The organism is Amycolatopsis sp. NPDC043889 (genome assembly GCF_056435645.1).
Genome location: NZ_JBWKEC010000019.1, coordinates 64,509 through 77,327 on the forward strand (window position 1 = coordinate 64,509; position 12,819 = coordinate 77,327).

General features: G+C 69.5%; 12 protein-coding genes. 7 read left to right on the top strand and 5 right to left on the bottom strand.

The features are described 5' to 3' along the window. Positions 1–17 precede the first annotated feature (17 nt). Genes AC0685_RS29030 through AC0685_RS29045 form a run of 4 tightly spaced genes read left to right on the top strand, consistent with a single transcriptional unit; the run spans position 18 to position 5,324 of the window. On the top strand, positions 18–1,376 hold the full coding sequence (locus AC0685_RS29030) for a nitrate/nitrite transporter (protein WP_478228409.1): 1,359 nt from the start codon (positions 18–20) through the stop codon (positions 1,374–1,376). Further along, positions 1,376–3,880 (top strand): nitrite reductase large subunit NirB, encoded by a 2,505-nt coding sequence (gene nirB, locus AC0685_RS29035; RefSeq protein WP_478228410.1) that lies wholly within the window; start codon positions 1,376–1,378, stop codon positions 3,878–3,880. Before AC0685_RS29030 ends, nirB begins: the two co-directional genes overlap by 1 nt. Next, positions 3,877–4,224: a nitrite reductase small subunit NirD gene (gene nirD / locus AC0685_RS29040; RefSeq protein WP_478228411.1), complete on the top strand. Its 348-nt coding sequence runs from the start codon at positions 3,877–3,879 to the stop codon at positions 4,222–4,224. Before nirB ends, nirD begins: the two co-directional genes overlap by 4 nt. Beyond that, the gene (locus AC0685_RS29045; protein ID WP_478228412.1) at positions 4,221–5,324 is read left to right on the top strand and encodes a uroporphyrinogen-III synthase; all 1,104 of its coding nucleotides are present in this window, start codon (positions 4,221–4,223) and stop codon (positions 5,322–5,324) included. Before nirD ends, AC0685_RS29045 begins: the two co-directional genes overlap by 4 nt. Positions 5,325–5,401: 77 nt before the next feature. Here AC0685_RS29045 and AC0685_RS29050 read toward each other — a convergent pair whose 3' ends face one another. From AC0685_RS29050 to AC0685_RS29060, 3 genes are all read right to left on the bottom strand, one after another. Continuing rightward, complete coding sequence (locus tag AC0685_RS29050; RefSeq protein WP_478228413.1) at positions 5,402–6,583, bottom strand: Kelch repeat-containing protein; 1,182 nt, start codon at positions 6,581–6,583, stop codon at positions 5,402–5,404. Positions 6,584–6,676: 93 nt separating this feature from the next. After that, positions 6,677–7,795: a DNA glycosylase AlkZ-like family protein gene (locus AC0685_RS29055; protein WP_478228414.1), complete on the bottom strand. Its 1,119-nt coding sequence runs from the start codon at positions 7,793–7,795 to the stop codon at positions 6,677–6,679. A gap of 9 nt (positions 7,796–7,804) precedes the next feature. Next, the gene (locus tag AC0685_RS29060) at positions 7,805–8,200 is read right to left on the bottom strand and encodes a DUF3224 domain-containing protein (protein ID WP_478228415.1); all 396 of its coding nucleotides are present in this window, start codon (positions 8,198–8,200) and stop codon (positions 7,805–7,807) included. Positions 8,201–8,260: 60 nt separating this feature from the next. Between AC0685_RS29060 and AC0685_RS29065 the strand changes: the two genes are divergently transcribed. Genes AC0685_RS29065 through AC0685_RS29075 form a run of 3 tightly spaced genes read left to right on the top strand, consistent with a single transcriptional unit; the run spans position 8,261 to position 11,375 of the window. Beyond that, positions 8,261–9,229 carry a helix-turn-helix transcriptional regulator gene (locus AC0685_RS29065; protein WP_478228416.1) on the top strand — a complete coding sequence of 323 codons (969 nt, stop codon included), beginning with the start codon at positions 8,261–8,263 and terminating at the stop codon, positions 9,227–9,229. Further along, on the top strand, positions 9,222–10,031 hold the full coding sequence (locus AC0685_RS29070) for a uroporphyrinogen-III synthase (RefSeq protein WP_478228417.1): 810 nt from the start codon (positions 9,222–9,224) through the stop codon (positions 10,029–10,031). Before AC0685_RS29065 ends, AC0685_RS29070 begins: the two co-directional genes overlap by 8 nt. A 54-nt stretch (positions 10,032–10,085) precedes the next feature. After that, positions 10,086–11,375, top strand: a complete 1,290-nt coding sequence (locus AC0685_RS29075; RefSeq protein WP_478228418.1) for a sensor histidine kinase — start codon at positions 10,086–10,088, stop codon at positions 11,373–11,375. A gap of 274 nt (positions 11,376–11,649) precedes the next feature. On the opposite strand, the gene AC0685_RS29080 is transcribed toward AC0685_RS29075, so the two are convergent. Together AC0685_RS29080 and AC0685_RS29085 are read right to left on the bottom strand one after the other, a co-directional pair. Further along, positions 11,650–12,480 carry a siderophore-interacting protein gene (locus AC0685_RS29080; protein WP_478228419.1) on the bottom strand — a complete coding sequence of 277 codons (831 nt, stop codon included), beginning with the start codon at positions 12,478–12,480 and terminating at the stop codon, positions 11,650–11,652. Positions 12,481–12,494: 14 nt separating this feature from the next. After that, positions 12,495–12,818: an MGMT family protein gene (locus AC0685_RS29085; RefSeq protein ID WP_240595477.1), complete on the bottom strand. Its 324-nt coding sequence runs from the start codon at positions 12,816–12,818 to the stop codon at positions 12,495–12,497. Position 12,819 lies beyond the last annotated feature (1 nt).

A 12,819-nucleotide genomic window follows, 5' to 3' on the forward strand; every position in this document is an offset into this window, starting at 1 on the left:
CCACCAAGGAGGACCTCATGCACGCTCGTGGAAAGCGCTGGATCGAGCACTGGGATCCGGAGAACGAGCAGTTCTGGGAGGAGACCGGGAAGAAGGTCGCCCGGCGGAACCTCTGGTTCTCCATCCTGGCCGAGCACATCGGCTTCTCCGTCTGGACACTGTGGTCGGTCATGGTCCTGTTCATGGGGCCGCAGTACGGCTTCTCCGCCGCCGACAAGTTCCTGCTGGTCTCGACCCCGACGCTGATCGGCGCGCTGATGCGGCCGCTCTACACCTTCGCGGTGGCGCGGTTCGGCGGCCGGAACTGGACGATCGTCAGCGCGATGCTGTTGCTGGTGCCCACGATCCTGGCGGCGATCGCGATGGAGCCGGGCACTTCGCTCGGCACGTTCCTGCTGATCGCCGCGCTCGGCGGGGTCGGCGGCGGGAACTTCGCGTCGTCGATGACCAACATCAACGCGTTCTACCCCGAGAAGCACAAAGGCTGGGCGCTCGGGCTCAACGCGGGCGGCGGGAACCTCGGCGTGGCGGCGATCCAGCTCATCGGGCTGCTGGTCATCGGCACCGTCGGCGCGACCGCGCCCCGGGTGGTGCTGGCGATCTACATCCCGCTCATCGTGGTCGCGGCGGTCTGCGCGTACTTCTACATGGACAACCTCGCCTCGATGAAGGGCGACACCAAGGCGATGCGCGAGGTCGTCAAGGATCCGCACACCTGGGTGATGTCTTTCCTCTACGTTGGCACTTTCGGTTCGTTCATCGGGTACAGCTTCGCCTTCGGCCTGGTGCTGCAGAATCAGTTCGGGAGGACGCCGCTGCAGGCGGCCGCGGTGACGTTCCTCGGCCCGCTGCTCGGTTCGTTCTCGCGGCCTACCGGCGGCTGGCTGGCCGACCGGATCGGCGGCGGCAAGATCACCTTCGTGACCTTCGTCGGCATGGCCGCGGCGACCGTGGTGCTGATCCTCGCGTCTTCGTCGAATTCGCTGGCGCTGTTCACCGTCGCGTTCATCGTGCTGTTCGTGCTCACCGGTATCGGCAACGGCTCGACGTACAAGATGATCCCGGCGATCTTCCGCGCCAAGGCGAAGGTCGCGATCAGCGAGGGCGCGGACGAGACGCTGGAGATGCTCAAGGCCCGCAAGCTTTCCGGCGCGTTGATCGGACTGGCCGGAGCCATCGGCGCACTCGGCGGCCTCTTCATCAACCTGGCCTTCCGCCAGTCGTTCGCGGACACGAAGAGCGGGGTGCCGGCGTTCATCGCCTTCCTCGTCTTCTACGGGCTGTGCTTCGCCGTCACGTGGGCGGTGTACCTGCGCAAGCAGCAGGCGGAGGTGACGAGCGTCCGGGGTCTGGCGCTCGCCGGAGCGGAGGTCTGATGCGGAAACTCGTCGTCGCGGGACATGGCATGGTCGCGCACCGGCTCGTGGAAGCGGTGCGTGCGGAGGACAAGGCCGGCCAGTGGCAGGTCGTGGTGCTCGCCGAGGAGGCGCGCCCCGCGTACGACCGGGTCGCGCTGACGTCCTATGTGGACACCTGGGACCCCGCGTCCCTTGCCCTGGAAGGAGCGGACTACGCGGACGACCCGCTGGTCGAACTGCGGCTCGGCGACGCGGTGGTTTCGGTTGACCGGGATCGCAAGGTCGTCGTCACCGAGGCCGGGTACGAGCAGCCGTACGACGCGCTCGTCCTCGCGACCGGTTCGCGACCGTTCGTCCCGCCGGTGCCGGGCCATGATCTTCCTGGCTGCTTCGTCTACCGGACGATCGAGGACCTCGACGCCATCCGGGAAGCCGCTCAGCGGCCCGGGCGCGGACGTCGTTCGGCGGTCGTCATCGGTGGCGGGCTGCTCGGTCTCGAAGCCGCGAAGGCGTTGCGGGACATGGGCCTTTCGCCGCACGTGGTCGAGATGGCGCCGCGCCTGATGCCGCTGCAGGTCGACGAGGGCGGCGGCGGCCTGCTCCGGCGGCTGATCACCGACCTCGACGTGACCGTCCACACGGGAACGTCGACCGACGCCATCGAGCCGGACGGCGAACGCTACATCGCGAAGCTCGGCAACGGCACCGAACTCGACGTCGACCTGGTCGTGTTCTCCGCCGGTATCCGGCCGCGTGACGATCTGGCGCGCTCGTCCGGGCTGGAGGTCGGCGCGCGGGGAGGGATCCTGGTCGACGACACCTGCCGGACGTCCGATCCGGCGGTGTACGCGATCGGGGAATGCGCGGCCGTGGACGGCAAGGTGTACGGCATCGTGGCGCCCGGATACGCGATGGCGGAGATCGTCGCGGCGCGGCTGACCGGCGGCGAGGGCAGCTTTCCCGAGCCGGACATGTCGACGAAACTCAAACTGATGGGTGTCGACGTCGCCAGCTTCGGCGACGCGCACGCGGCGACCGAGGGCGCACTTGAGGTCGCGTTCAACGACGCAGTCGCCGGGACGTACAAGAAGCTCGTCGTTTCGGACGACTCGAAGACGTTGCTCGGCGGTGTGCTCGTCGGTGACGCGAGCGAGTTCAACACGCTGCGCGCGATGGTCGGCAGGCCGCTGCCCGCCGAACCCGGCGCGATCCTCGCCCCGGCCGGTGGCGGGGCGGCGGTCGGCGTCGACGCGCTGCCCGATGCGGCGCAGATCTGTTCCTGCAACGCGGTTTCCAAGGGTGCGATCACGCACGCGATCACCGAAGAGGGCTGCGATTCGGTCGCCAAGATCAAGGGCCGCACCCGGGCGGGCACGGCCTGCGGATCCTGTGTCCCGCTGCTGGGCAAGCTGCTGACGGCGTGCGGTGTCGAGCAGTCGAAGGCGTTGTGTGAGCATTTCACGCAGTCCCGCGCGGAGCTGTTCCAGATCCTCCAGGCCACGCGGATCACCACGTTCAGCGAGATGATCGACCGCTACGGCACCGGAACCGGCTGCGCCATCTGCAAACCGGCGATCGCGTCCATCCTGGCCACGCTGGGCAACGGGCATATCCTCGCCGGCGAGCAGGCGACCCTGCAGGACACCAACGACAAGTTCCTCGCGAACCTGCAGCGCAACGGGACGTACTCGGTGGTCCCGCGGATCCCCGGCGGCGAGATCACGCCGGAGAAGCTCATGGTGATCGCGCAGGTGGCGATGGACTTCGGGCTGTACACCAAGATCACCGGCGGACAGCGGATCGACCTGTTCGGCGCCACCGTCGACCAGCTCCCGCTGATCTGGCGGCGGCTCGTCGACGCCGGGTTCGAGTCGGGGCACGCGTACGGGAAGTCGTTGCGCACGGTGAAGTCGTGCGTCGGTTCGACGTGGTGCCGCTACGGCGTGCAGGACAGCGTCGGCCTGGCGATCGAGCTGGAGCTGCGCTACCGCGGCCTGCGCTCGCCGCACAAGCTGAAGTCCGCCGTTTCGGGCTGTGCCCGGGAATGCGCCGAGGCGCGGAGCAAGGACTTCGGCGTCATCGCCACCGACAAGGGCTGGAACCTCTACGTCGGCGGGAACGGCGGCGCGACCCCGCGGCACGCCGATCTGCTGGTGTCCGAAGTGGACACGGAGACGCTGATCCGCACGATCGACCGGTTCCTGATGTTCTACGTCCGCACGGCAGACCGCCTGCAGCGCACCGCGCCGTGGGTCGAGGAGATGGAGGGCGGCCTCGATCACCTGCGCGCGGTGATCGTCGACGACAAGCTCGGCATCTGCGAGGACCTCGACGCGGCGATGGCCAAACACGTCGGCGACTACGCCGACGAATGGCGCGGCGTGCTGGAGGACCCGGAGAAGCTGGCGAAGTTCAGCTCGTTCGTCAACGCGCCGGGCACGCCGGACCCGACGATCTCGTTCCGTACCGAACGCGACCAGAAGGTGCCCGTGCTGCTGGGCATCCCGGAGGTGAAACAGTGACGACCTCGATCCAGCGAACCTGGACCGCCGTCTGCGCGGCGGGAGCCGTCCCCGAATGGTCCGGTGTCGCCGCCCTGCTCGACGGCGGCGTGCAGGTGGCGATCTTCCGGCTGCCCGGCGACCGATGGTACGCACTGTCCAATATAGACCCGATCAGCGGCGCGGCGGTGCTTTCGCGGGGGATCGTCGGCGACGCGGGCGGCGTCCCCGTGGTGGCGTCGCCGGTGTACAAGGAACGTTTCGATCTGCGGACCGGAGACTGCCTCGACGCCGAAGGTGTCTCGGTCGCGGCCTATCGGGTGCGGGTCACCGATGGCGTCGTGGAGGTGGAATTCTCACCGTGACAGAAGTCCTTCCCCTGGCGGGATTCGTCATCGGGATCACGGCGGCGCGACGGGCTGACGAGCTCGGCGCGCTGTTCGTGCGCAAGGGTGCGACCGTGCGCTACGGCCCGGCCATCCGGATCGTGCCGCTCGCCGACGACACCGAACTGCGGTCGGCGACCATGCGCCTGCTGGAAGACCGGGTCGACGTCGTCGTCGCGACGACCGGGATCGGCTTCCGCGGCTGGGTCGAGGCGGCCGAGGGCTGGGGACTGGGGGAGGAGCTGCTCGACCGGCTCGGCAAGTCGTCGCTTCTGGCGCGTGGCCCGAAGGCCAAGGGCGCGATCCGCGCGGCCGGGCTTTCGGAGGACTACTCGCCCGCCTCGGAGAGCAACGCCGAGGTGCTGAGACATCTTCTCGATTCCGGTGTGGACGGTCAGCGGATCGCGGTGCAGCTGCACGGCGAACCGCTTCCGTACTTCGTGGACAGTCTGCGCGTCGCGGGCGCCGAGGTGATCGAGGTGCCGGTGTACCGCTGGGTCGGCCCGGCCGACCCCGGCCCGCTGGACCGGCTGCTCGACGGCGTTCTCGACGGTTCGGTGGACGCGTTGCCGTTCACCAGCGCGCCCGCCGTCGCGTCCATGCTGGCGGTCGCGAAACGGACCGGACGGCTGCCGGGAATCGTGCGGGCACTGGAGAAACGGGTCGTGGCGGCCTGTGTCGGGCCGATCACGGCGGCGCCGCTGGCCGCGCTCGGGATCCCGACGGTCCAGCCGTCGCGGTCGCGGATCGGGGCGTTGGCGCGGACGGTGTCCGACGCGCTCGAAGTCCGTTCGCCGCGGCTGACCGCGGGCGGCCGGAGCATCGAACTGCGGGGGCAGGCGGCGCTGGTCGACGGACAGTGGTGTGACATCGCGCCCGCGCCGATGGCGTTGCTGCGAGCGCTGGCGGAATCGCCGGGGCGGGTGTTCTCCCGGCGGGAACTGGTCGCCGCCTTGCCCGATGGCGGCGAGGAACACGCCGTCGAGACCGCCATCGGGCGCCTGCGGAACTCTTTGGGGGCGCCGAAACTCGTCCAGACGGTCGTGAAACGCGGTTACCGCCTGGCCGTCGACCCGTGACCCCCGCGTTTCGTCCTCTGAATGCGGTCCTTGCGTGCGCAACTACCGCATTCAGAGGACGAAATGCGGGAGGTGGGTCAGGGGGTGAAGAGGTCGGTCTTGGTGATGAGGACGTGGTTGGCGTCCGGGCCGGCGTTGGCCAGCACGGCGGCGCCACCCGCGATGAGGACCCGGCCGTCGGCGAGTTTGACCGCGCCGAACTTCGCCCGGCCGATGGTGAGCCCGAGCAGCGGCCCCCAGTTCCCGGTCGCGGGGTCGAAGATCTCGGAGTTCTGGTATCCGGCGTCGTACCCGCCGTATTCGAGGCCGCCGATGGCCAGTACCTTGCCGGAGTCCAAGCGGATCAGGCGGAATTCGTCGCGCGGGATCCGCATCGGCGCCGCGTCGGTCCATTTGCCGGTGGCCGGGTCGTACCGTTCGGATTCGGAGAGGCTGAACGGCGCGTAGTTCCAGTTCTGCGGCCCGCCGGTGTGGCCGCCGGTGAGCAGCACGGTCCCGTCGGCCAGCGCGACCATCTGCGCGCCGACACGCGGCCGTCCGGCTTCGAGCGGGACAGTGGTGCCGATCGGCGTGGTGGGGGTCCAGGTGCGCGCGACCGGGTCGTAGAGCTCGCAGAAGGTCAGCCCGACAAGATCGCCGCCGGTTTCGATGAGGCCCGAAGCGACGAGCACCTTGCCGTCCGGCAGCAGCACCGCGGGGAACGACGCCCTGGCGTGGATCATCGGCGCGGTTTCGGTCCAGGTTCCCGTCGCCGGGTCGTAGATCTCCGCCGAAGCGATCACCAGGGAATCGATCGGCGGCCGTTCGCTCCCGCCGCCCATCACGAGCACCCGGCCGTCGGCCAGCGCGATCGCGTGGTGGTTGCAGCGGCTGGTGTGCATCGAGCCGGTCGGGCTCCAGGTCCCGGTCGCCGGGTCGAAGACCTCCGCGGAGGCGAGGATGTTGGGCGAGGCCGACGGATGGCCGTGGAAACCGCCCGCCGCCAGCACCTTGCCGTCCGGCAGGACGGTCAGCGAGTGCAGGCGGCGACTGGTCGCGAGCGATCCGGTGACCGTCCATTGGCCACTGCCCGGGTCGTAGAGCGCGGCGTCGGAGTACGTCACCGCACCTCTGTTGTTACCACCGCCCGCGGCGAGGACACGTCCGTCCGGCAGCAGGACCGGACCTTCGTTCATGCCGTCCCATTGGCGTGCCCAGGGCAGGTCACCGGTGGGCGCCCAGCCGCTCGTGATCGTCCGGGGTTCGGTCTGTGTGCTCATGTCTTCGACGGTCGCCGCCGTGCTCTCCGGCGGCAAGCGGTTGCGCGATGGCCTACCTCTTGGGCACCCGGAATGCGACCGATCGGACCGCCTTCAGGACCAGGCGACGCGGAAATCGGGGAATTCCCGGGCGGCGGCGACGCGGGCCGCCTCCTCCTCGGCCGCTTTCCGGACGGCCGGGCGGAGGGCGTCGAACGGGGTGACGGTGAAGTCGAGCCGTTTCCTGCCGTTCGCCTTGGCCCGCCACACACCGGAGATCTCGCCGTCGGCCAGCAGCGCGCCGGGACTGCCGAGGATCTTCCAGACCTCCTTCTGCCGGGCCTTGTCCGGCACCAGCACGGCGCGGTCGCGTGCCTGGACGAACGGATCGAGCGGCGGCAGCAGGCGCACCACGTCCGGCTCCGGCGGATTCTCCAGCAGCGCTACCCGGTCTTCCGGCAGGAAGGCCTTCTGGCCGCCGACGCGGACCTCGGCCAAGCCGTCCGGCCACATCGCGTCGACCCCGGTGCGGGTCGTCCCGACATAGGCGGCGGCGTCGCCGGGAGCGGCGGGACCGTTGATCCGCAGGTAACCCTCGACCACGCGGGTGGCCGCCTTGGCGTCCGGCGACGTCTTGAGCCTGCCGCGCCCTTCCAGTGGCGCCAACGTCGCCGGCGTCGCGCCCGCTTCCAGCCGGACCCCGGCGTGGATCGACGCGACCCGCATCAACTGCTCGTAGATGTGGACGACACCGCAGCCGCGGCAGGCGTACGACAGACCTTCGGGGATCAGTTTCGTGACCGCGCCGCTCACCGTGCCCTTGGTCTGCGGGCCGGTGACGACCTTGCGGATCGCTTTCGCGGCGGTGAACAGCGCGTCCGTGGCGGACCCGCCCGCGTCCTCGACCTGCTTGCGCTGCCAGAGGATCCGGGCCATCGCGTCCTTCTCGTCGAGCGGCACGAGCGCGGCCCGGATCGCGTCCAGTTCCGCGCGCCGGTGGAAATGCGGCGCGCCGCGATGCGTCCACGCGAGCACGAAACGTTCGTCGTCCCAGACGCCGGGCGTGATGTCGCCGTCGATCCGGGCGGCGAGGCCCAGCAGGGCGGTGTCCCGTACGGAATCCTGCAGCCCGAGGTCGAACACGGCCGCCGCGGCCGGATCCGTCTCCTCGCGGTGCAGGCCGTGCGCGGCGATCCGGTACGCCAGCACCTGTTCGCGATCGACCTCGAGCACCTTTTCCCCCTAGAGCGCGTATTCGAGCGTGTACGACATCGTCGGCTCGCCGAGGGTCCCCGTCGTGGTGCCGCTGCCGGTGATCCCGGCGAGTTCACCCGTTCCGGAGCCCTCGACCACGGTGAACGCCGACGTGATCCCCTGCGCGTCGAACCCGGTGTCGTGCTTGATCACAAAGCTTCCCTTACGTCCGTCCACGCTGCCCTCGATGCGTTCGAGGCCAGGCGATGTGGTCCCGCCGCCGTCGAAGCCTTCACCCGCGTAGTACAGCAGGTAGTCGATGACCGCTTCGCCTTCGATCAGCCCGCTGTAGGCGAAGGTGGCGTGCGCGTGGGCCACGCGCGGCCCGCCCTCCGTGCCGCTGACGAGGGCTTCTTCCCAGTTCTTCATGGCGAACGTGTTCATGGGTGCACCCTGTCAGTCAAACCTGTCAGGTTGTGTCAGGTTTTCGGCGATACTGGATCCATGCGCGCGAGCAGACTCCTGTCGGTCCTCCTCCTGCTGCAGAACCGGGGCCGGATGACGGCCGAGGAGCTGGCGACCGAGCTGGAGGTGTCGGTCCGGACGGTCTACCGCGACGTCGAGGCGCTGTCCGCGGCCGGTGTGCCGGTGTACGCCGATCGCGGGCGCATGGGCGGATATCAGCTGGTCGACGGCTATCGCACGCGGCTGACCGGGCTGACCGAGGAGGAGGCGCAATCGCTTTCGCTGGCGGGCCTGCCGGGCGCGGCCAGTGAACTGGGGCTGGGCACCGTCCTCGCCGCCGCACAGCTCAAACTGCACGCCGCCATGCCGGCGGAGCTGCGTGCCGGGGCGAGCAAGATCTCCGAACGGTTCTATCTCGACGTGCCTGGCTGGCATCGCGGGATCGAAAGCCTGCCGCGACTGTCCGAACTGGCCGACGCGGTCTGGCACGGGCGGCGGATCAAGGTCCGGTACGAACGCTGGGGGCAGCGGAAGGTCGATCGCGTGCTCGACCCGCTGGGCCTGATCCTCAAGGCCGGGAACTGGTATCTCGCGGCGCGATGCGACGGGACCGACCGGACCTATCGGGTCTCCCGGATCGAAGAGCTCGAAGACCTCGGTGAGACCTTCGAGCGGCCGTCCGACTTCGACCTCGCGCGCTATTGGCGGGAGTGGTCGGAGCAGTTCGAAAAGCGGATGTACTCGCGAGTGGCGGTGGTCCGGCTGAACGAGTTCGCCCGCATACTGCTGCCGTTCTACCTCGGGGCGGTCGGGGCTCGGGCGTTGCGGGAAACAACCGCGGAGCCCGACGAAAGCGGCTGGCTGACGATGGAACTGCCCGTGGAACCGGGAGAATCGGCCGTCGGCGAACTACTGCGGTTCGGCGGGAACCTCGAAGTGCTCGAACCGCCGGAGCTGCGTGAGCGGCTGGCGGAGGAGATCAGGAAGATGGGCGCGGTTTATGGCTGACCTGGACGGAATCACGATCGGGATCACCGCGGAGCGGCGGGCCGACGACTTCATCGGCGCGCTGACCCGGCAGGGCGCGACGGTGCTGCACGCGCCCACCATCCGGATCGTCCCGCTGCCCGACGACACCGAACTGCGTGCGGCGACGGACGCCGTGCTGGCCGGACCGGTCGGGTTCACCGCGGTCACCACCGGCGCAGGGTTCCGTGGCTGGCTTTCGGCCGCCGAAGGCTGGGGGCTGCGCGAACCGTTGCTGGAGCGGCTGGCGGCGTCACGGATCTTCGCGCGCGGGCCGAAGGCGGTGGGCGCAGTGCGTGGTTTCGGCCTCCGAGAGGAGTTTTCCGCGCCCGAGGAGAGCAACGCGGAGCTGTTCGAAGGGTTGCGTGACGCCGGGGTGCGCGGAGCACGGGTGGCCGTCCAGTTGCACGGAACCCTGCTGCCCGAACTCACCGGGTCGCTGCGGGACGCGGGCGCGGAGGTCGTCCAGGCACAGCCGTATCGCTGGCTTTCGCCCGCGGACGTCGCACCTGTGCACGAACTCGTCGAAAGCGTGCTCTCCGGACGCGTGCACGCTTTGGCCTTCACCTCCGCACCGGCGGCCGCGAACCTGCTGACGCTGGCGGGGTCGCGTCGCGAGGAACTCCTTGCCGCACTGCGAGGTCCGGTGCTGTGCGCGTGCGTGGGACCGGTGACCGCGGCGCCGCTGGAAGCCGCCGGGGTACCGACCGTCCAGCCCGAACGTCAGCGGCTCGGCGCGTTGGTCAAACTTCTGGTCGCCCAGCTGCGCATTCGGCCGTCTTGACGCGGGAAGTCCGCTTTGCCAGGCTCGACACATCGGACGCGGGGAGGGCGGCGGATGTCCGAGTCTCAATCGGTCACGTTCGTGCGCGCGATGTTGCGAAAGGGCTCTTCGGTCTTGGGCGCGAGCCCCGCCGACGAAGCACCCGACCCCGATTCCGTTCCCGATTGGCGCTATCGGGAAGATTCCGCGGACACCCTGCTGATGCGCGCGATCCGCTACTCCGCGCTCGGCCCGATCTTCTACCGGGTGGCCGCGTTTCCGAAGGTGTACATCGGTTTCCTGGTCGCCAACGGCTCGGCGGGGATCGTTCCGGTGCTGAGCACGACGATTCTCGGGATGCTGCTCAACGTCTTCGCGGTCTGGTGGGTGGTGCGCGGCCGCGGGATCCGGGCGAAGACGTCCGGACGGCTGATGTACGCGGATCTCGCCGTGGGCGTGGTGCTCACGACGATCGTGGCCGTCGCGGCGCCCGCCGAGATCCAGCCGTTCGCCGTCGACGTCGCGTGGACGTGGATGGTCGGGACGGTGGCGTTGTGGACGCTGTCGTTCGGCCTGCCCGCGGCGCTCGTGCTGGTGATCGCGGCCGTGCCGTTCCGGGCCTTCCTGACGTGGGTCGGCGGGCTCCCGCTCGACCATCCGCTCGCGATGAGCCGGTCGGTGGGGTGCATGGTCGCGCTCGTCGTGGCGATGGTGACCACGGCCGGGATCCTGATCCTGCTCGGTGTCGGGACCCGGTTCGCGCTGGGCATCGGGATGCGCCGGGGGCAGCGCGCCGAACGCCTGCGGACCCAGCGGGTCATGCACGATTCCGTGCTGCAGACCTTGGAAGCGATGGGGCTCGAGGCGCCGGACGACGATTCCGCGGCCGCGGAACGGCTCGCGGAAATGCGCGCCACCGCACGGGCGCAAGCCGCCGAACTGCGCCGCGAACTGATCGGCCCCGACGCGCCGTCGGCTCGCGGCCTCGCGGCGGATCTCGCCGAGGTCGCCACCGAAATGGCGCGCGACGGCCTTCGCACCCAGCTTGTCGCCGCCGAGACCGAAGAGGACTACCGCCTCTCACACGCGCGCCGGACCGCCATCCGTGACGCCGTCCGCGAAGCGCTTCGAAACACCGTGAAGCACGCCGGGACGAACCAGGTCGTGCTTCGCGTCGAGGAGTGTGAAGGCGGCGTCGCGGTCATCGCGCGGGACCAGGGGACCGGCTTCAGCATGCTGGACCGGCCGCCGGGCTTCGGGATCAGCCAGTCGATCATGGCGCGGCTGGCGGAGGTCGGCGGGCGGGGGACGATCGATTCGCAGCCGGGGCGGGGGACGCGGGTGACGCTGTGGGTGCCGCACTGAGGTTCCGGTCCGTGAAGGGAGCAAGGGACCTTTGCTATCGATTGGTTAGCATGGCTACGTAAGTGGTAGCAAAGGTCCCTTGCTCTCTTTCTGCAGGTCAGGGCCCTGCTGGCGCAGGTGCTGATGTCTCAAAGGGGCCCTTCGGGACGTCCAACGTCCCAAAGGTGGCTTTCAGGACATGCGGCTGGGCGGAGCGCGCCCAATGTGACATAGGGGACGCTCAACGACCCCAATGCCACATTGGGCGCACCAAATCGCACGTCACCAGGGAGTCTCAGTCCTCCTCGGCCGCGGGAGCTTCGCCGGCCTCCGCCTGCCTCATCGCTTCACGGCCGGCGGCCTCTTCGCTCACCCCTTGCCGCCAGTACCCCGTGAAGCAGATCGCCCGCTTGTCGACGCCGCGCTCCCGAACGAGGTGCCGCCGCACCAGCTTCACCATGTTCGCTTCGCCGGAGATCCACGCGTAGGGCGTCCCGCCCGGCAGATCCGCCTTCCGCACGGCTTCGAGCACCGCGTCGCCGGCAGGACCAGAGTCCCGAACCACCCAGTGCAGGTCCACGGTCCCCTGCGTATCGAAGACCTGCCTGTCTTCGCGATCACTGATCTCGACATAGACCACCGCTCGCGTTCCGGCGGGCAGTGCTTCGACGATCGCGCCGATCGCCGGGATCGCGGTCTCGTCGCCGACCAGCAGCTGCCAGTTCGTGTCCGAGGGCACGTCGTAGAGCCCGTGCGGACCCAGGAAGGCGACCCGATCGCCCTCCGAGGCGCGCGAGGCCCAAGCCGAGGCCGGGCCTTCGTCGCCGTGCAGCACGAAGTCGATGTCCACCTCCTGCACCGACGGTCGCAGCGCGCGCACGGTGTAGGTGCGCATCGGCGGCCGGATCTCGTCGGGCATCGCGAGGTAGGTCCGGTACCAGGACAGCACTTCGTCGCCGCTCAGCGGAGCGGGCAGCACGGGCTCCGACTGACCGGGCTGCGGGAAGAACACCTTCAGGTACTGGTCGGGCGCCTGGTCCACCAGCGACGCCCCCGAGAAGGTCACCCTGCTCATATGCGGCGTGAGCCGCCGGACACAGGTCACCTTCGCCTCGATGTAGCTCATTAGGGGAGGCTAACCTAAAAGAGAGCGCCTGGGCCGGCGTCGTCGTCGGGATCACGTTGCCACCGGTATTTGCGCAGGTCGACGCGCTGGCCATCGGCCATGACGCCTTCCGCGCGCAGCCGTTGCAGCTGCTCGTCGACCAGATGCGGAGCCGGCGTCCCGTCGGCCCGCAGAATGCGGTGCCAGGGCAGATCGTGGCCGTCCTCGCCGAGGATCCGGCCGACCAGCCGCGGCGACGGGGCTCCCGAAACCGACGCTATATCCCCATAAGTCGCGACCGAGCCGGCGGGCACGCTCGCGATGACCTCGCGCACCCGCTCGTGCAGTTCGTCATCCATG